General features: G+C 61.3%; 15 protein-coding genes and 1 tRNA gene. 5 read left to right on the forward strand and 11 right to left on the reverse strand.

Annotated features, from left to right (window positions below):
- The first annotated feature begins 79 nt into the window (after positions 1-79).
- Both CPA56_RS08040 and CPA56_RS08045 read left to right on the forward strand, forming a co-directional pair.
- Positions 80-538, forward strand: a complete 459-nt coding sequence (locus CPA56_RS08040) for an RrF2 family transcriptional regulator (protein WP_182041622.1) — start codon at positions 80-82, stop codon at positions 536-538.
- Between the two features lie 281 nt (positions 539-819).
- Complete coding sequence (locus CPA56_RS08045; RefSeq protein WP_182041505.1) at positions 820-4,389, forward strand: autotransporter domain-containing protein; 3,570 nt, start codon at positions 820-822, stop codon at positions 4,387-4,389.
- A 92-nt stretch (positions 4,390-4,481) separates the two neighbouring features.
- Here the strand turns inward: CPA56_RS08045 and CPA56_RS08050 are convergent, their stop codons facing one another.
- A complete protein-coding gene (locus tag CPA56_RS08050; protein WP_182041506.1) occupies positions 4,482-5,108 on the reverse strand; it encodes a LysE/ArgO family amino acid transporter in 627 nt (208 codons plus the stop codon).
- A gap of 72 nt (positions 5,109-5,180) precedes the next feature.
- On the opposite strand from CPA56_RS08050, the gene CPA56_RS08055 reads away from it, so the two are divergent.
- Positions 5,181-6,080 carry a LysR family transcriptional regulator ArgP gene (locus CPA56_RS08055; RefSeq protein ID WP_182041507.1) on the forward strand — a complete coding sequence of 300 codons (900 nt, stop codon included), beginning with the start codon at positions 5,181-5,183 and terminating at the stop codon, positions 6,078-6,080.
- A 22-nt stretch (positions 6,081-6,102) separates the two neighbouring features.
- Here the strand turns inward: CPA56_RS08055 and CPA56_RS08060 are convergent, their stop codons facing one another.
- Genes CPA56_RS08060 through CPA56_RS08100 form a run of 9 tightly spaced genes read right to left on the reverse strand, consistent with a single transcriptional unit; the run spans position 6,103 to position 15,592 of the window.
- Positions 6,103-7,368: an NAD(P)/FAD-dependent oxidoreductase gene (locus CPA56_RS08060; protein ID WP_182041508.1), complete on the reverse strand. Its 1,266-nt coding sequence runs from the start codon at positions 7,366-7,368 to the stop codon at positions 6,103-6,105.
- A 7-nt stretch (positions 7,369-7,375) separates the two neighbouring features.
- Positions 7,376-7,801 carry a phosphotransferase gene (locus CPA56_RS08065; RefSeq protein WP_182041509.1) on the reverse strand — a complete coding sequence of 142 codons (426 nt, stop codon included), beginning with the start codon at positions 7,799-7,801 and terminating at the stop codon, positions 7,376-7,378.
- Positions 7,788-8,585, reverse strand: a complete 798-nt coding sequence (locus CPA56_RS08070; protein ID WP_182041510.1) for a beta-ketoacyl synthase chain length factor — start codon at positions 8,583-8,585, stop codon at positions 7,788-7,790. The genes CPA56_RS08065 and CPA56_RS08070 overlap by 14 nt, the downstream gene beginning before the upstream one ends.
- Positions 8,582-9,787, reverse strand: coding sequence for a beta-ketoacyl-[acyl-carrier-protein] synthase family protein (locus tag CPA56_RS08075; RefSeq protein ID WP_182041511.1), 1,206 nt, complete (start codon positions 9,785-9,787; stop codon positions 8,582-8,584). Before CPA56_RS08075 ends, CPA56_RS08070 begins: the two co-directional genes overlap by 4 nt.
- A complete protein-coding gene (locus tag CPA56_RS08080; protein ID WP_182041512.1) occupies positions 9,784-12,105 on the reverse strand; it encodes an MMPL family transporter in 2,322 nt (773 codons plus the stop codon). The genes CPA56_RS08075 and CPA56_RS08080 overlap by 4 nt, the downstream gene beginning before the upstream one ends.
- The gene (locus tag CPA56_RS08085) at positions 12,102-12,716 is read right to left on the reverse strand and encodes a LolA-related protein (protein WP_182041513.1); all 615 of its coding nucleotides are present in this window, start codon (positions 12,714-12,716) and stop codon (positions 12,102-12,104) included. The genes CPA56_RS08080 and CPA56_RS08085 overlap by 4 nt, the downstream gene beginning before the upstream one ends.
- 4 nt (positions 12,717-12,720) lie before the next feature.
- On the reverse strand, positions 12,721-13,632 hold the full coding sequence (locus CPA56_RS08090) for an LpxL/LpxP family acyltransferase (protein WP_182041514.1): 912 nt from the start codon (positions 13,630-13,632) through the stop codon (positions 12,721-12,723).
- Positions 13,632-15,269, reverse strand: coding sequence for an AMP-binding protein (locus CPA56_RS08095; RefSeq protein WP_182041515.1), 1,638 nt, complete (start codon positions 15,267-15,269; stop codon positions 13,632-13,634). The genes CPA56_RS08090 and CPA56_RS08095 overlap by 1 nt, the downstream gene beginning before the upstream one ends.
- Positions 15,269-15,592: a phosphopantetheine-binding protein gene (locus CPA56_RS08100; protein ID WP_326831318.1), complete on the reverse strand. Its 324-nt coding sequence runs from the start codon at positions 15,590-15,592 to the stop codon at positions 15,269-15,271. The genes CPA56_RS08095 and CPA56_RS08100 overlap by 1 nt, the downstream gene beginning before the upstream one ends.
- On the opposite strand from CPA56_RS08100, the gene CPA56_RS08105 reads away from it, so the two are divergent.
- Together CPA56_RS08105 and CPA56_RS08110 are read left to right on the forward strand one after the other, a co-directional pair.
- Positions 15,569-16,234 (forward strand): COG4648 family protein, encoded by a 666-nt coding sequence (locus CPA56_RS08105; protein WP_182041517.1) that lies wholly within the window; start codon positions 15,569-15,571, stop codon positions 16,232-16,234. The genes CPA56_RS08100 and CPA56_RS08105 overlap by 24 nt on opposite strands.
- A 97-nt stretch (positions 16,235-16,331) precedes the next feature.
- Positions 16,332-17,327 carry a chorismate transformation enzyme, FkbO/Hyg5 family gene (locus tag CPA56_RS08110; protein WP_182041518.1) on the forward strand — a complete coding sequence of 332 codons (996 nt, stop codon included), beginning with the start codon at positions 16,332-16,334 and terminating at the stop codon, positions 17,325-17,327.
- Between the two features lie 504 nt (positions 17,328-17,831).
- On the opposite strand, the gene CPA56_RS08120 is transcribed toward CPA56_RS08110, so the two are convergent.
- Positions 17,832-17,907, reverse strand: a tRNA-Glu gene (locus CPA56_RS08120).
- Between the last annotated feature and the right edge of the window lie 14 nt (positions 17,908-17,921).

A 17,921-nucleotide genomic window follows, 5' to 3' on the forward strand; every position in this document is an offset into this window, starting at 1 on the left:
AGTCATTCTCATGAACCCCTTTTCTAAGACGTGAGATGAGCTAAAAGAAGCTGATGCTTTGGTGGCCGAAGAGTGAATGATGTATCTGAAGAATGACCGTATCCTGACAGCCCTGTCCATCATGCTTGACGTGGCTTTTCATGCCGGGCGTTCCGGGGTCGTGAGCGGGGCGGACATTGCACAGCGCAGTGGCCTGCTGCGGCGGGGCATCGAACCCGTGCTCCAGTCCCTGTCCCGGGCGGGCCTTCTGGACAGTGTACGCGGGCCGAAGGGAGGATACAGGCTGGGGCGTTCCCCACGTGTCGTGAACCTGCATGAGATCGTCTGTGCTGTCGGTGTCCGGGATGATGTGGCCGCCCTGCAACAGGGGAAGGAAAACAATCCTCTCCAGTCTCTGGTCATTTCGCCTCTGTGGGCGGAACTGAATGAGGGCGTGAAAGAACGCCTTGCTGCCATCACACTGGCGGACCTGCTGCAGCAGGCCGAGCGGGAGGGCCTGGAACGGCCCCGGCAGGCCCCCATCTCCTTTACCATCTGATTTTCCTGCCGGATTTTTTTGAGAATCGGCAGAGGAACAGGGATTCTTTACTGTTAATACTCTGTAAATAAACTTTTTTTGACTGTTAATGTGAAAAAAGCGTTCCCCTTATCTTTAAGGGCACTTAACTGTTCGTGACCTAGTTGTATATTCGTTAATCTTCTGTTATGCCCCGGGCGAGAAGGCTTTATTTCTTGAGACGTGTACCCTCCGGGCTTTTTCCTTGTGATGGCAGCGAAGGCAGGAAAGGGGAGCGGTTAAGCATGGCATGGGGAGTAAACATGCGTAATAAACTCTTGTTCACGGCGGCATTGTTCTGTGTGGAGGTCACTCCCTTCGGGCATGTTTTCACCTCTGCCCGTGCTGCTGACGCCCTGATCGACAAGGATGTCACCTTCAAGGAAGTGACGACACTGCCGGATCAGGATGCCGTCAATGTCGGGAGTGACGTGATCCGTATCAAAGGTGACGGTACCGATACGAATCAGGTCTTCACGGGCAATATCCGTGGCAATACCGACAGCACGGCTTCCCTGGAGACGGCCGGTGGCGTGGATGTCAACACGGGCGAGACCGTGAACGACACGCAGCAGACCCAGGCCAACAACCTGACTTTCACCGGCCAGAACGTCTATAACGGGTACACGCTCATGCGTGGCAACTCCACCCTCACCCTGACAGGCAATGGTGACAAGGTTGGGGGCATCATTTCCGGTGGTGAGACGGAAATTGGTCTTGCTGCCAATGACTCTGCCACGATGGTGGTGGACAAGAATGGCATTCTTCTCCTTCGCGGCCAGACGGACAGCAGCGGCCAGCCGCTTCAGCCTTATGGTCAGCTCGTGGTCGGCAATGGTGACACGACCTATGGTGCCAGCCCGACGAACCTGGAAAACCGTCTGATCGTCCAGAATGGCGGTCAGGCTGGTGCACAGAATCTCGTGGTCGGCAACTACAAGGAAGGCAACGGTGCCGTCACCGTCACGGGGTCCGGCAGCGGCATGACCATTGACGCCGGTGGCATGGGCATCGGCGTGAGCGGTCAGGGCTCCCTTGATGTTGACCAGGGCGGCAAGGTCGTCGTGGGCAGCGACACGACCGTGGGCGTCAATTCCGGGTCCCAGGGCAGCGTGACCGTTGATGGTTCCGGCTCCTCCCTGACCGTCAACAATGGTCAGAACAGCACCTCCACGACGGTCATTGCCGGTCAGGGCCAGGGGAACATGACCGTCCAGAATGGCGGTACGTTCACCACCAATGGCAATCTTGTCGTCGGTAATCAGGCTGGTTCCACGGGTACGGTGGTTGTTGGTGGTTCTTCAGACAGCAGCGACAGCCAGTCCAAGCTGGACCTGACGGGAACCGGCAGTACGGGTAACCTGACGGTCGGTAACCAGGGTACGGGTCATCTTGATGTCCGTCAGGGCGGTGAGGTGACGGCTTACGGCGTGTCCGTTGGCGGTGAGGACACTGACGGTCATCTGGCCTCCAACAGCTCCCTCAATGTCGGCTCCGCCTCCAACGGTACTTCCCAGGCCGGTGGTCAGCTCAATGTCGGTCAGGGTGGCCTGACGGTTGGTACGGGCACGGGGTCCGTACCGCTTTATTCTGCTGGCGTAACGTCTGGCGGTGTCATCAATGATGCCGGTACCGTCAACATCAAGAGCGACGGTCAGCTGAAGGTCGGTGGTGAGGACCAGTCCACCACGAACGCCGGTACCGGCACGCTCATCGTGGGTGACACCAACGGTGCCAATGGTATCACCAGCGATGCGACGCAGGTGGACAAGAGTGTCCCGACCAACAATGGCGGCGTTGTCCTGTATGGCAATGGTGTCATCCAGAACCGTCAGGGCAGCGACCTGCATGTGAACTCGAATCTCTATCTGGCAGATGGCCAGCCTTCCGGCGAGGCTGTCCGCCACGGGACGTTCGATACGAACCAGCAGAACACCTACCTCATGGGCAAGGTGACGGGGACTGGCGGGCTGGCAGCTACCGGCGGCGGTACGTTGTATCTTGCCAATCATGACAACAGCTATGAGGGTGAGACTGTCGTTTCCGGCGAGAATACGACACTGGCCCTGGCTTCCGGTTATGGTGAGGCTTCCAGCAGCAACAACTCCTCTTCTTCCGGCATCACGGTTGAGGATGGCGCACGCCTGACGGGTAACACGACCGACGATGGTGCCGCCGCTGACACGACGGTTGAGGGTGGCAGCACGGTTGAAGCCAACTGGAACCAGTCCACCGGTACGCTGAACATCGGTGCGGCTGGTCATCAGGGTACCGCCCTGACGATGAATGGCAGCTCCGGCAACCAGTCCGTGCTGTCCGTCGGAACGGACTCCAAGCCGGTTGCGTCGAACTCCTACATCAACCTGAACAATGCAACGGCCTATGACCGTAGCGGTGGCGTGATCGACACGACGGGCCGCACCCTGAGCGGTTCCTACCGTCAGCTCAACAGCGGTCTGATCCATGTGAATGGTGATGCCCAGCTGAACAGTGCGACCATCAATGTCGTGAAGAATGATGATGGGCGTGTCTATATCGGTGACGGTTACCGTATCCTGACGACGACAGGTACGGTCAGTGCCAACCATGACAACGCCCTGACGGGCAATCTGCCGGACACGCTGTTCCTGGCACCGTATCTGGTGTTCGAGAATCAGGCCGTGGACGTGATCTATTCCCGCAGCTCCACGACGTTCAGCAGCGTGGCCGGTACTGGCAACGAGCGTGAGGTCGGACGTGCGCTGGATGGCCTGCCGGACAGCAATGCGGCGGTCCGTGCCATGAGTGGCATCACCACGGCGGGTGAGGCCCGTCGTGCCATGACCAACCTGTCTGGTGACATTCATGCGTCCGCTCGGACGGCCATGATCCAGGACAGCTACCTGCTTGAGCAGGCCGTTCTGGACCGTCTGGCTGATGCCGGATGCAGCGGTGGCGATGACACGTTTTCCTCACATGGCCATTACGACCTGTATACCCGCCGCAAGGAATCGCAGTGCTACAGCGACCACGCCATTGTGTGGAGTCAGGCTTATGGCAGCCTGGGTCACAATGGTGGCGGTGGAAACGCCACCCTGCTGCATCATCAGACGGCCGGATTCGTTGCCGGTGCGGATGCACCGGTGGGTGACCGCTGGCGCGTGGGTGGCATGATCGCCTACGGGCATTCCATGTTCAACAACAACGGGTCCAGCAACTCCTCTGGCAACAGTAACAACATCAGCGTCGGCAGTTATGCCGGGTCTCACTGGGGTCGGTTCAACCTGCGTCTCGGTGCGTTCTACACATGGAACCTGATGAACATGCGCCGTCATGTTCAGGTGAGCGATTTTGGTGGCCGTCAGACCAGCAACTATCGTGACGGTACGGCCCGTGCCTTCACGGAGCTGAGCTACCGGTTTGACTTCGGTAAGCTCCAGTTCGAGCCGTTCCTTGAAGGTTCCTATGTCAACCAGTATGCGGGCCGCTTCCAGGAGCATGGTGTGGCCGCCCTTTATGGTCAGTCCAAGGATCGCAGCGTAGGGTTCACGACCTTCGGGTTCCGCTTTGCCCGCAGCTTCCAGCTTGGCGAGATGTGGCTGCGTGCCCATGCCATGATGGCTTACCGTCGGGCTTATGGCAGCCTCGGTTCCAGCCGGACGGAGCGTTTCATTGATGGCGGCAGTGACATGAACATCAATGGCGTGCTGCTGTCTCGTGATGCGGCCGTGGTCAAGGCTGGTGTTTCCGGCAAGGTCAATGACCGTGTTGACCTCGACCTGTCCTATACGGGCCAGTATGGTCAGCACTCCATCGACAGTGGAGCCACAGGGTCCGTCAAGGTCAAGTTCTGAGAAATTCTGTCTTCCCAGCCCGAATGGGTGGAAAGAGCGGAGATCAGGGAAAAGGGGTCGCCAGATGGCGGCCCCTTTTTTCATGTCAGTCCTCAGCCTGGTCCGGCGGCGTGGTATAATAGCGTTCCGGCAAGGGTCAGCATGATGGCGGCAGTCAGTCCGTCCAGAACACGCCAGGCAAGGGGGCTGCTGAAAACGGGCTTCAGAACCCGTGCTCCATAGCCAAGAAGGGGAAACCAGACGAAGCTGGCCAGCACGGCCCCAAGCCCGAAATAGGGACGGCCTGCTTCGGGCTGGGATAGGCTGACCGACCCCATGAGCAGGACCGTGTCCAGATAGAGATGTGGATTCAGCAGGGTGAAGCCGCAGGTCATGGTCATGACCTTGCGCAGGCTCTGTCTGGGCTGTTCATCCAGTATGATGGTGGTGCTGCTCATCATGTGGCGTAGGGCCGAAATGCCCTGCCAGATGAGAAAGGCCGCTCCGGCATAGGTCAGGATGTCCGTGACATAGGGGAGGGTTCCGACAGTCCGGCCGACACCCAGAACCGAGGCCATGATGAGGATGGCATCCACACATGCACAGAGCAGGATGATGGGCAGGATATGTTCCTGTTTCAGCCCCTGACGCAGGATGAAGAGATTCTGTGCGCCAATGGCAATGATGGCGGAGGCACCAAGGCAGAAACCGGTGATGATGGGGGCAATGATTGTATGCATGGTCCGTCTATGGCAGGTGCCCTGTATGCAGGAAAGCTTATTCAACTTCACTGAATGAAGGAAAACTTCATCATGTTCGACTATGCAGCTCTGGCCGCCATCAGTGCCGTCGTGCGGGAAGGCAGTTTCGAGAGGGCGGCTGCCGTGCTGGGGCTGACGCCCTCGGCCGTGTCCCAGCGTGTGCGCGGGTTCGAGGAACGTCTGGGAAGCGTGCTGGTCATCCGTGGCCAGCCATGCCGGCTGACGGAACTGGGGACGGTTCTGTGCCGTCATTTTGACTGCGTAAGGGTTCTGGAGAGTGATCTGGCAACACGTCTGGCCTGGCAGGGCAAGGAGGCGTCCCTCCCGGCAACGGTGAAGATTGCCGTCAATGCGGACAGCATCACGACATGGTTTTCTCATGCCATGATGGCCTTCTCCCGACAGGAGCCGGAGATCACGCTGGACATTTCCATTGATGATGAACAGTGCACGGCGGAGCGTCTGCGGTCCGGCGATGTCATGGCTGCCGTGACGGCGTCATCAAATCCCGTGCCGTGGTGTCGGACGGTGTCTCTGGGGAGCATGGTCTATGTGGCCTGTGCCAGCCCGTCCCTGATGGCCCGTCATTTTCCGCAGGGTGTGACGGCTGACGCCCTGCGGAAAGCTCCCTATCTGAGGTTTGACCGGAGTGACCTGTTTCAGGCCCGATGGGCAGAGGCGGTACATGGCGTCACGCTGGGTGCACCGGCCTGCTGGATACGTTCGTCCAGGGCATTTCTTGATCTTTGCCTGTACGGTCTGGGCTGGGCTTTGCATCCCCTGCCACTGGTCGAGCACCATCTGAAGCGTGGAGAGCTGGTGGAACTCAGCCCGGGTGAGCGACCCTCCGTACCACTGTTCTGGTCCGTGCCGAGGCTGTATGGCTCGGCACTGAACCGGCTGAGCCAGAACGTGCAGCGTGTGGCGGCAGACTGGCTGGAGGCAGGCTGAAGGCCTGTCGGGAATGGTCCCGTCAGACAGCTCCAGTCCTGTAGCGGCCGAAGCGTCTGGTCAGGGCAAAGATGGCCGTGAAGGCCCGGAAGGGAAGCATGATCCGCCAGGAAGGGGAGAAATTGCCTGCCAGAAGGGCGATGATGGCGTCCCTCATCCGGAGGGGGCTGTTCCTGGGCCTCATGAAGAAGTAGCGCAGCAGTGGATCATTGATGCGATAGACGAGCCAGCCGATCAGTTTCATTTCCCGCCTTGTCTGGCGTTCCGCCCTGCGGGCCGCCTTGCGGCCTTTGGCCGGGTCTGCCAGCCAGGCACAGGCCACGTCAGCTCCACGGAGGGCACCTTTCATGGCCAGCATGATGCCTGATGAGAAAACGGGGTCCAGAAAGCCGAAGGCGTCACCGATGATGAAATAACGCTCACCCCAGGCCCTGTCTCCCTTATAGGAGTAGTTGCCCGTCGTGGTGAGCGGGGCCAGGGCCTCGGCCCTGCTCATGCGCTCCCGCACGCTGGGGCTGGACTGCACGGTCTTCCAGAAGAGATTGTCCAGCGAACCGCCATGCTTCCTGAAGCTGTCATGGTCCCCCACGAAGCCTACGCTCATGACGTCATCGGGCAGGGGAATCATCCAGAACCATCCCCCCTTGACGAGATGGACGGAAATGTAGCCCTCCATGCCCTCACCTTCGGCACGGGGCACGTTCCGGAAATGGCTGAAGATTGCCGCCTTGTTGTTGCGGAGGTCGCTGTATTTCTTCCCGTGCTGGCGGAGCATCAGCGTGTCCCGGCCGGAGGCGTCAAGGATGAAACGGGGTGAGAAGAGTCGGACCCGTTCACCGTCCGTCTTGGCCTCGACAAGGGGAGCCTCCGGTGTCGGGAAGGTCACCTTCATGACACGGGTCTTCTCGAAGGTTGTTGCACCCGCCCTAGCCGCATTGCGGAAGAGCAGCTCGTCGAACTCGGACCGGCGGACCTGATAGGCGTGGTCGGCCTGCCGGTCGATGGCGTAGCGGAAGGGGAAGGAGAGACGCCCTTCACCCGTATCCGTCACGAATTCGGCCCCGGGCTTGTAGACGCCCATGGCAGCGACCTCGTCCAGCACACCCAGTTTTTCCAGAATGGGCAGGTTGCAGGCCAGAAGCGACTCGCCAATGTGGAAGCGGGGATGCTGTTCCTTTTCCAGCATGACGACGTTCAGGCCACGCCGTGCCAGTACGGTGGCGGCCGTGCTGCCAGCAGGGCCGCCGCCAATGATCAGGACATCGCAGGGGGTAGGAGACTGGGTCATGATGGGTCTAGTCCGTTGGAAGCATGACGGTGCCCGTCCCGTCCAGCAGCAGAGTGCCGGAGGGGGCGGACAGGGTGAAGTCATATATCATGCCGCTATGGGCCTGATGTTTCTGGGTGACGGTGATGGTGATGGTGTCCCAGTCCGTATTGTCCAGCCGGTCACAGTGAATCCGGACATCACGCACGCTGGTCAGCCAGCCCTGCCGTGCCTCATGGGCGGTCAGGGCACCATGCAGGGCGGCAGCCTGCATGGCCATCTCCACACCTGTGACGGGGGGAAGCTGGCCGTCTACCCGGTAGGGATTGTCCGGGTCGTTGTGGCGGCGGGTCAGGGCTTCAAGCTGCGTGTCGTTCCATTCCGTTGCGGCATCCAGCAGGCAGCTGTTTCCCTGATGAGGGATGTGGCGGAGAATGGCGTCACGGGTGAGCATGGGTCAGGTCGATCGTCACGTGGTTGGCCCCGTACGGGAGGGAGAAGGAGCGGTCCTGCCTCCGGGCGATGGCCTGGAGCAGCGGCAGGACCTGCCCGGCGGGGTTGTGACGGGCGATGCCGGTCACACCTTCGGGCAGGGATGGGGGAAGATCAGTCTCGCATGGCCCTTCTTTCAGGGAAAGGGCCAGCCGGATGCCGGATTCATGGCCCGGTGTCAGGATGAAGGCGCAGCCGAATGAATGTTCGGTGTGCCGGGCACTGCCGAGAGACCCGGGCATGGGGGCGTCATAGAGGCAGAAGAGGACGGGGCTGGCCTCCACATGGGCCTCGGCTGCGGCTTTCAGGAGGGAGGCTGCTAGCGTCTCATCATGCAGCCCCAGCGAGACGGCGGGCTGGTGGCTCTTATGGCCGATCATCCAGTAACCGGCCGGGGCATTGTGGACGGAATTGTGAAAGAGCGAAGGGGAGACGGCCCCATCCGGGGTGGAGAGGGAGTCCAGGATACGGTTCATGATGAAGCCGTCGCCGTTGGAGCTGGCGAAGACGGCAGGCAGGTTGACAGCCTGAAAGCCGCCCTGCTGGCAGGCTTCCTCGGCACAGAGAACGGCCAGCCGGATGATCTGGCTGGCCCGGCGGCGTTCGTTGGCGGGAAGGCTTGCCGGAGGAGGCAGTTTCAGGCTGTCGGGACTGTGGGTGGCATCGCCCCGCAGGATGGCCGCCGTTTCCGTCCAGCCATGCAGGCCGTCCCCCCAGCAGCCGATACCCTTTATGGAAATGATCATGTCAATGGCCCGAAGATGAGACTGCTGTTCGTCCCGCCAAAGCCAAAAGAATTGTTCATGACATGGTCAAGCCTGTCATGGCGGGGTTCAAGGAGAATATCACTCTCAAAGGTGGGATCAAGTGTTTCACTGTTCATGCAGTGGGGCAGATACTGGTGCTGGAGGGCGATGGCACAGATCATCGTTTCCAGAATGCCGGAGGCTCCCAGCGTGTGGCCGGACCAGCCCTTCGTGGAGGAGCAGGCCACGTTCCGGCCGAAGAGGGAGGAGATGGCCCGGTCTTCCATCCTGTCATTGGCCAGCGTGCCGGTGCCGTGCATGTTGATGTACCCGATGGCGTCCGGCGGCAGCCCTGCCCGATCCAGAGCCTTCTGCATGGCCAGGGCCGCTCCCCTGCCCGTGGGGTCGGGCGAGGACATGTGATGGCCGTCACTGCTGGCACCATAACCGAGAAGACGCAGGCCATAACCCGCAGGCCGTGGCGGGCGTGGCCGGGCTCCGTCCCGTTCCAGCAGGGTGAGACCTGCGGCCTCCCCGATGGAAATGCCGCTGCGGCGGGCATCGCAGGGTCGGGTCGGGTTGGGAGAGATCAGCCCGAGAGAGGCGAAGCCCTGAAGGGTCATGCGGCACAGGCTGTCCGCTCCACCGACGATGGCGGCATCGCAGAGACCGGACGTGATCAGGTGCGTGGCGTCCATGAAGGCCCGCGTGGATGAGGCGCAGGCGTTGGAGATGGCCAGGGCGGGGCCTGTGACACCCAGCCGTGCCGCAACATAGCGTGGCAGGGAGGAGAGGTCCTGCGTGTCGGCATAGGGGAAGCCGACCGGGAGGGCCTCGTCTCGGGAGCGGCGGGCCGTATAGGCCTCTTCGGTCGTCAGGATGCCGGACGTGCTGGTGCCCATGATGACGGCGATGCGGTGACGGCCATAGTGGGCGCAGGCCTCGGCCACGGCCTCCATGAAGCCGTCCGTCATCAGGGCCATGTCTGCGAGCCGGTTGTTGCGGCAGTCGAAATTTTGCAGGGCTGATGGAAGCCTGTGATTTTCCACCCCGGCGACCCGCCCGACATGGCCATGCCCCTGTGGCTGGAACGTGTCGGGTTGCAGGGTGTACCGTTTCTCCATCAGGCAGGTCCGGGTGGCCTCCACGCCACGTCCCATCGCACTGATGGCCGTGCCGGCCGTGATGATCAGGCCGGTCATGCGGGGTCTCCCTGCCGGGAGGAGGCTGGGACGGTTCCCATCAGCAGGAAGCTGAACAGCATGGCGAAGAGTGCTCCGGAGGAAATGGTGAGGCCAAGTTCCCGCAGGAGGGGAGTCTGGCAGCCTGCCAGAATGGCAAAGGAGAGGATGGTCATGAGGTTGCAGGTCAGCAGCGTGCGCAGCGTTCTGGTGCGTTCGGCAGCATCAAGCTGGGGACGGCTGAAGAAGAGGGCGTAATCCATGCCGATCCCCAGGACGAAGGCCAGGGCGACGATGTGGATGATGGAGAAGACGGGACCATGCAGGCGCAGGACGGCCAGCGTGCCCAGCCCGGTCAGGCACAGCGTGAGGGCGATGCGTCCGGTGCGGGCAGGGTCCTTCTGGCAGATGAGCAGGACCAGCAGGGCGAGCGTGATCCCGGCCGCCAGCCAGAAGGCGGCTTTCCGGACATAGGGGTGAAGCAGGTCGCCCACGGCTGTCTTCATGTTGACGAGCAGGAGGTCCTGCGGCCTTTCCTCATGGAGCCGGGTCAGGGCGGTGGCGGCCTGTGGCGTGCGGGGCAGGATGAGGCCGTACCAGCTGTCACTCCGGGGCATGAGCAGGAGGTCGAGACGATGGGCGAGAACCGTACCGGCAATGTCACCCAGCCCGAGGGGCGGAAGATGTTTGGCCTGTTCCACGTCATCAGGCAGTCCGGCGAAGGCGTCCGGCTGGAAGGGCGATTCCCGCAGGGCGGCCTGGAGGGCGGCTTTCAGGGTCTTGGCCGAGGGGAGGCTGTCCAGCCGCTGCTGCTGGAGGAGCCTGCTGGGCAGAAGCTGGGCGGCATAGTCCATGTCCCTGCTGTCGGGCAGGGAAGCCAGCAGGGTCTCTTCCCGTTGCAGGACCGTCTGGCTGTCCGGAGCGTGGATGACGGCCATCAGGCTTGGCTGTGGCGTGCCGAGCTGCTGGTGCAGCTGACGGTCCGTGGCCAGCAGGGCGGTGGGGACGGGATTGAGGATTTCACCCTGTCTCTCGATCCGGAAAGGAGACAGGAGCAGAAGGGCCAGGGCGGGTGGCAGGATCAGAAGAGTGCAGACCCGGTAACGGCGGAGGTTCTCCCACCGCAGCAGGGCGGGGGAAACGCCCTGCTGGTGGGCGGCCAGATCGGCCTGCGTGACCAGACGGGGCAGCAGCCAGAGGGTGATGCACGAGGCGGCGAGGATGCCGGTGGCGGAGAACAGGCCCAGCTCCATCAGTCCGGGCAGGCCGCAGAAGATCATGCTCAGCAGGCCGACAATGGCCGTGAGGGTGGCCAGCTTGAGGCTGCTGCCGATGCGGCCCAGCACGACGGGGATCGTTTCTCCCCTGTCCCGGTGCCCCAGCAGAAGGACGGGATAATCCAGCGAGACACCCAGCATGGTCATGCCGAACCCGACGGCAATGCCATGCACCCAGCCGAAGCACAGCTGGACCACCAGCATGGAGAGGGAGAGGGAGAACAGGAATGGCACGGCCATGACGGCCAGAACCCACAGGGACCGGAACCGCCAGTACAGGATGCCAGTCACGAGGACGAGTGACAGCAGGGCCAGAAGGTCCATGTCGTGGCGGAGGGACTGGGCCGCCGAGAAGGAGAAGGCCGGGGAGCCTGTCAGGAGCAGCTGGCAGGTCGTGTCATCATGGGGTCTGCTGCTGTCAAAAGCCTGCTGGATGGCCTGATGAAGCTGTTTCAGCCGGGCGGGGTCGAGGCTGGGATGCCGGAGCTGAAGCAGCATGAGGGTGGCGTGATGGTCCGCTGTCAGCCAGAGGCCGTCCAGGCTCGTGGGCGGGCTGCTTCTTTCAAGGCTGGCCAGATAGTCGGCATAGGCCCCGGTCGGGTCTTTCAGCCCGATCTCTTCCACAAGCGGGGCGGCCATGGACTGGAGAAGATCGTAGAGCCGGTCAGTGTCGGTCTTCAGCGTGGCGGGCGAGAACAGGCGTGTCCGGTCATGGGGTGCCAGCCCGTAACGATGGGCGAAAAAGACGGGCTGGTCCTTCTGCCATGAGAGGGAGGCCGGGCCATCCAGGATGAGGCTGAACAGGCCTGTGGCGGCCAGGGCCTGATGGAACCTGTGGCCGGTCTGGACCAGCGTGTCCGTCCTGTCACTCCTGACGGAGGCGATCATGATGGACTGGGTGGCTCCGTGGTTCAGCTCATCCAGCAGGAACCGGGAGGCCTCGTCATGCGGGCGGGGCAGGAAGGCTTCCATCCCCATGCGGAGGGGAATGGTCGCAAAGGTCCCGGCCGCCGCCATGATGGCGCAGAACAGGGTGAGCAGGAGGGGGAGGTGGCGTTTCATGGGGACGTGATGAAGGTGTCGGTCACGTCGCCGTTGGCCTGGACGAGATGGGTACTGTCCAGCGTGTTGTTGCGCCCTTCCAGACGGACCGTCCGGATGATGCGGGCCGTTTCCTGCGTGCGGGGTGTCAGGGTCAGGCTCCAGTGGCCGATGTCCCCTTCGGCGGACAGGCTGTAATAATGCTGGAGCAGGGCCACGTCGCCCTGTAGCGGCCCCCTGATCGTGGCCGCCATGATCTGGAGGGCGGGACTGACGTTCAGGGAGATGGTCCGGGCGGCGTTCTGTCCATGCTGGAGCCGGGCCGTGTCGCCCTGCATGATGAAGCTGTCCCGGACAGGGCTGAGGGTGAGCTTTTCCACATGGTCAGGCGGAATGAAACGGAGCTGCCCTTCGCTGTGCAGCGGGGCCTTGAGGGCATGGAGCTGACGTGTCTCCGTGAAATGGTTGTCCCGCCGGGAGACGAGGCCGATGCGGTGGAGGATGTCCACGGCCAGGCTTTCTCCGTCGGCAGCCGGGGTGACGGTGTTTCCGTCCTGCATGGCGGCAGGAGCGGCCTGCGCCACTGCACAGAGGAGAGGCAGGGCACAGAGGAACGCAGGCAGGCATTTCATGATGTCAGAGGCCTTCTTCCCAGAAATCGAAGAAATTGAACCAGGCATAAGGGTGGTGCAGGCACAGCTCCTCCATCCAGCGGACATAGGCCTGCATGTGCGGGAGCAGCTCATTTTCTGATGTGGCTGATCCGGTCTCCGCAGGGAGAGTATCAGTCAGGCGTCTGCAGGCAATATGGTAGGTACCATTTTTCTGCCGTATGGCCGAGACGAGAATGACCGGAGCCTTCGTCAGCATGGCCAGATGGAACGGGCCTGTCGGGATGGGGGCGTCCCTGCCCAGAAAGCGGACGGGTATGGAACGGCTGTCATCGTGTGCCCTGTCTGCCAGGATGCCCACGAACTCGCCATTCCGCAGGGCCTTCAGGGTCGTCAGCATGCTGTGGGGCTGGCCCAGCTCGATGATGTCGGCGTTGAAGTCGGGGGCGAGGGCCTCGATGAAACGGGACGTGGCCCCGACGAAGCGGCGGTACATCAGCATGCGGAAGCAGGCCGAGGAGTCCAGACCGAACTGGCGCAGGGCGTCGAAGGACCCGATATGGGCACCCATGATGATGCAGCCCGTTCCCTCCTGCATGGCCTCCAGCAGCACCTCCTGCCCGCTGACCGTGATGTTCCCGTGGGGGAAGCGGCCGCTGAGCAGGTAGATCCTGTCCAGTATGTTGGTGCTGTAGGCGTGGACATGGGCCAGCACCATGCCCCAGTGGGGGCGGGGCCGTTTTCCCACTTCATGCAGCCGGTGGAGATAGTGCCATGAGGCCCGTCTGACGGTGGCATAGACGGCAGCATAATAGAGCGTCACCGGCCAGCGCAGGAGGGAGGTGGCACGATAGCCCAGATGGAGGGCAATCCATATCAGCAGGCGTGCGGCCAGCGGGTTGCCCTTTTCCGGACGGAGCCACGTGTTGCGCCGCATCAGTGTCGGCTCCTGACATGCCCCCGGAGAATCACCGTTCCTTTCATGGGTTCGGACAGGTGATGGAGGGTGAAGCGTATCTGCCCATCCCCCAGCGCACTCGAGAAAAGCTGCACGGGTTCATCCGGGCGCACGACGGAAAGGAACTTGACGCTGCTGATCGCATGGACCTTCAGGTCCAGCAGGGCGAAAATCTTTTCCAGCAGGATGACACCCGGAACGGTGGGATTCCCGGGGAAATGTCCCGGCAGGGCGGGATGGGTGGCCGGGACGGAAAAAGGCGGATGGGCGCATTTCTCAGCATGGTCCCGCACGAGTGTCTCCAGGGCCTGCCGTGTCAGCTTGCCGACGGCATTGCGTGGCAGGCCGGGCAGGCGCACCAGCCGCCGTGGCATGAAGACCGGGTCCACATGCTGGCGGAGGGCCTTCATGATGGCGGCGGTGTCATCAGACTGGGTGACGATGAAGGCCTGCATGCGGGTCGGTTCGGTCCGGCCTTCCTCAAGTTCCTGCTCGCTGAAAAGGGGGGCGAAGCAGCCGTCGATGATCCCGTCCCTCTGGAGCAGGGTCCTGTTGAGGGCACCGTAGGAGGTGCGTTTGCCAGCTATCTTGAGCAGGTCTCCCTTGCGGTCGGCCAGATGGAAGTGGCGGTCCCCCTGCATCGTGATGACGTCATTCAGGGGATGCGACGTGGCATGAGGAGCCTTGAAGATGTGGGTCTGTTCATCGGCGGGGTCTGCGGTCAGGGTGATGCCGTCATAGAGCTGCCACGGCCTGGGGCTGATGGTCCGGCGGCTGGCGATGGACCCGGTTTCGGTCGAGCCATAGATTTCCATGACCGGGGCCTGGAACCGGTTTTCAGCCTCCAGGGCAAGGTCCCGTGGCAGGGGGGCGGAAGCCGAGATGATGCGTTCCAGCCCCGGCAGCCGAATGTCGGCCGTCGTGAGAGACCGCAGATGAACGGGCGTGGTGATGAGGGTGTGCGGGGCTGGCGTGCTGGCCAGAAGTTTCTCCACGTCGCCCGGAAAGAAACAGGGGCCGCTGGCGGTGGCTGTCGGGGTGTGCAGGCTCTGCAGGATGAGGGTCTCGAAGCCGTACATGTGATAGGGAGGCACTGTCCCGAGCAGGGTGGTTTCTGCGGGGCGTGAGGGAGCCAGCAGGGGCAGGGCGGCATGGCTGCGTGCCACGAGTTCGCCCCAGCATTTCCTGTGGACCCTGGCCTGCCCCGTGCTGCCGGAGGTGAAGACATGGGCCGCCTCATGGTCGGCGGGCAGCTGGATGCTGTCCTGCCGGGTGGATGTCAGCTCGGAGAGCGGAGGCAGGGAAAAGCCGGTGAGGGCTTCCGGCAGGGACGGCCCCGTGCAGAGCGCATCATGGTCCTTCTGGAGGGCCAGAAGCTGGGACACGGCATGATTGCTCGAGAGGAGACAGTACTGCCCGTTCAGGAGGGTGGCCAGAAAGACGAGGGTGAACTGGACCGGGCTGGTATACAGGTTGATGACGGGCCGTGCAGGCAGCCGGTCTGCCAGTGCCCGGGCGTGGGCAAGCAGCTGCCTGCCGGACAGAGGCCCCGTAGCCGTATGGAAGACGGGACGGTCTGGTGCCGTGATGAGAGACAGGTCAGGCTGGGCGGCCATCAGCCAGGACGGTGTGTGCTGATATGATGTGCAAGCGAGCGGAGGGAGTGGAATATCTCACGGTTGTTGTCATCGTGTGATTCCAGCTTGATCCCGTATTGCGTGTTGACCATCAGGGCTATTTCCAGCACATCGATGGAATCAAGGCCAAGTCCTTCGCCGAAGAGGGGCATTTCGGGATCAATGTCCAGGGGGTCCATATCCAGCTGGACAGCCTCTGTTAAATGGGCAGCCAATTCACGTTCCAGAGGTGACTGTTCGTGAGAAGAGGGAACTGTCGTCACTAAGAGGTTAATCCATTGATGATAGGTAAGGTCTATCACAATCTAGCAGCGGGTTCATGCTTCAGCAAGAGGTGGGCAGGCCGGACAGGGCGGTTTCTCCTGCTGGCTGGGGGGCTTGCCGTGGTCAGTCTGGCCCCTGTCGGATCGGCCTGGTTTGCAGGCTGTGTCAGCTGTGGCCTCATGATGCAGCTGGCCGGTTTTCTCTTCGGGCGGCATCCGGTCTGGTTGGTGGCGGTGCCCGTCGTGGGGGTGTCGGGCTGGTATGCTCCGGTCCTGCTCCGGCTCTGCGATCAGCTGGCCATATATGAGCTGATGCTGTGGGGAATGCTGGCCATGTTTGTCCGGTCTCTCCGGAGGGGGCAGGTGCCGCTGGTGACCCGTCTGGCGGAGGCGGTGCATGGCAGTCCCCTGCGGCCGGACGTGCAGAGATACACGGTTGGCCTGACATGGACATGGAGTGTCTTTTTTGTTCTTGCCCTTCTGGCTCCATTCATGGCGTGGCTCCTCGCCCCGCATGAAGACTGGTGGCGCATTCCGCTCAGGGGAGGGACGGTTCTGGCAGCGGTCGTCTGTTTCATGGTGGAAATGATGGTCCGGCGTCTCGTCATACGGAACTATGCGCATTCCTCCCTGAAGCAGAATGTCATGGCGGGCCGGTCGGTGTTCATGAGAAAAGATTAAATTTCATTTGCTGGCATGGTATCTGGCCATGTCCTGTCTTCCGTCATGTCCTGCAACATGCCGGAACATTATGAATCTGCATGAGGTGGCCTGAAACATGATGGTACTGTTGCCCGTCTATCATTCTGGAACCGTTGAAGCCGGGGCATCCCCGCTGGCCACCATCCGTTATGGGGGAACGGAAGCCGGGCTGCATGTGGATGATGGCCGTGTCTTCATGACACTGCCGGGGCATCCTCCCGTCCTTCATGAAAGCTGGCATCCTGTGTCACTGTCTGGAAAGGGCATGGGAGACGTGTCCACCGGGCAGAGTCTGAGTGGTCTGGAAGATGGCATCGGCTGGAGCTGTGAAGGCGACCTCTTTTTTGCGGGGTTCTGGGTGCAGGACCAGCCGGAACTGTGTGAGGCCGTCCAGTCCCATTATGAAAGATTGATTGCGCTGGCCCGTGAGAAGGGCTTTGGTCATGTCTACCGGATGTGGAACTATTTGGGAGCCATCAATCAGGACAATGCCCGGGGGGAGGAACGCTACCGGGATTTCTGCAGTGGTCGTTCCCAGGCCTTCGAGGTCATGAATGTCAGTCTGGGTGAGCTGCCTGCGGCCACGGGCATTGGTCTGTCTTCCGGTGGCGTGGCCGTCTTCCTGATTGCCCACCGTCATGTGAGAGGCATCAATCTGGAGAATCCCAGCCAGCTTCCTGCCTATCATTATCCGCCCCGTTACGGGCGTCGTTCGCCGTCCTTTGCCCGGGCCACCGTCATGGAGGGAGTGGAGAGGACCGTCCTGTATCTTTCCGGCACGGCAAGCATCCGGGGACATGAATCCGTCGGGGAGACGGTGGAGGAGCAGCTTTCCGTCACGATCGAAACGATCAGGTCACTGCTTGATGCGGCCCGGAAACGTTTTTCCCGTCTCGAGAATGGCCGTTTCGAAAGCATGAAACTCTATGTCCGCCATCCTGAAGATGCTGTGGTCGTGAGGGAGGGTATTTCACAGGCTTTCCAGTGCCCGTTGGAACAGTCCCCGCTTTTCATTGCCGACATCTGCCGGACAGAACTGCTGCTGGAGGTTGAGGGGGTTTTTGTGGGGTGAGGTGGCCAGATCTATTTGTGTTGGCTGAATAGTCTGCTCAGCCACGCCTCTAAACTGGAATGAGATTTTTTCCTATTCCCCGCATCTGTCTGACTGGTACCAGAAAAGTGCTCTTTTAGCATCTTGGGACACCCCATCACCATCATGGTACATCGCATCAAGGTCGAATTGTGCGGTGGCATCGCCTTTCATGGCATTTTCAATGCATTGGGAAATCAGTTTGTTGATTTTCTGTTCTGAGGATGATGGCATGATGGTCTTTCTCAGAATGGCTATGACGTTATCCGGGTAGCATAATTCAGTCTTCAGAGAAGTTTAAAGTAACCTTGTTATGTAAGGCAAATAATGGCCCTTTCGGGAAAAGGTATTATTGCTCTAATATTTTAGAGAATTATAGCCATTCTGTTTCATGTGGACAGCCAGCAGGAGGGCGACCAGCATATAGGAAACATACCCACAGCATGGTACCCTGAGGATGAACTCTCTGAAATATGAAGGAGAAGCTGGCGTCCCGTACGGGATTCGAACCCGTGTTGCCGCCGTGAAAGGGCGGTGTCCTAGGCCTCTAGACGAACGGGACTAAAGGCGTGAGGC

This window comes from Bombella mellum, from assembly GCF_014048465.1.
Classification (GTDB): domain Bacteria; phylum Pseudomonadota; class Alphaproteobacteria; order Acetobacterales; family Acetobacteraceae; genus Bombella; species Bombella mellum.

What these genes read in the sequence shown, in the direction of transcription:
- CPA56_RS08040 (WP_182041622.1), top strand. Translation starts at nt 80, where the DNA reads ATGTATCTGAAGAATGACCGTATCCTGACAGCCCTGTCCATCATGCTT.
- CPA56_RS08045 (WP_182041505.1), top strand. Translation starts at nt 820, where the DNA reads ATGCGTAATAAACTCTTGTTCACGGCGGCATTGTTCTGTGTGGAGGTC.
- CPA56_RS08050 (WP_182041506.1), bottom strand. Translation starts at nt 5,108, where the DNA reads ATGCATACAATCATTGCCCCCATCATCACCGGTTTCTGCCTTGGTGCC.
- CPA56_RS08055 (WP_182041507.1), top strand. Translation starts at nt 5,181, where the DNA reads ATGTTCGACTATGCAGCTCTGGCCGCCATCAGTGCCGTCGTGCGGGAA.
- CPA56_RS08060 (WP_182041508.1), bottom strand. Translation starts at nt 7,368, where the DNA reads ATGACCCAGTCTCCTACCCCCTGCGATGTCCTGATCATTGGCGGCGGC.
- CPA56_RS08065 (WP_182041509.1), bottom strand. Translation starts at nt 7,801, where the DNA reads ATGCTCACCCGTGACGCCATTCTCCGCCACATCCCTCATCAGGGAAAC.
- CPA56_RS08070 (WP_182041510.1), bottom strand. Translation starts at nt 8,585, where the DNA reads ATGATCATTTCCATAAAGGGTATCGGCTGCTGGGGGGACGGCCTGCAT.
- CPA56_RS08075 (WP_182041511.1), bottom strand. Translation starts at nt 9,787, where the DNA reads ATGACCGGCCTGATCATCACGGCCGGCACGGCCATCAGTGCGATGGGA.
- CPA56_RS08080 (WP_182041512.1), bottom strand. Translation starts at nt 12,105, where the DNA reads ATGAAACGCCACCTCCCCCTCCTGCTCACCCTGTTCTGCGCCATCATG.
- CPA56_RS08085 (WP_182041513.1), bottom strand. Translation starts at nt 12,716, where the DNA reads ATGAAATGCCTGCCTGCGTTCCTCTGTGCCCTGCCTCTCCTCTGTGCA.
- CPA56_RS08090 (WP_182041514.1), bottom strand. Translation starts at nt 13,632, where the DNA reads ATGCGGCGCAACACGTGGCTCCGTCCGGAAAAGGGCAACCCGCTGGCC.
- CPA56_RS08095 (WP_182041515.1), bottom strand. Translation starts at nt 15,269, where the DNA reads ATGGCCGCCCAGCCTGACCTGTCTCTCATCACGGCACCAGACCGTCCC.
- CPA56_RS08110 (WP_182041518.1), top strand. Translation starts at nt 16,332, where the DNA reads ATGATGGTACTGTTGCCCGTCTATCATTCTGGAACCGTTGAAGCCGGG.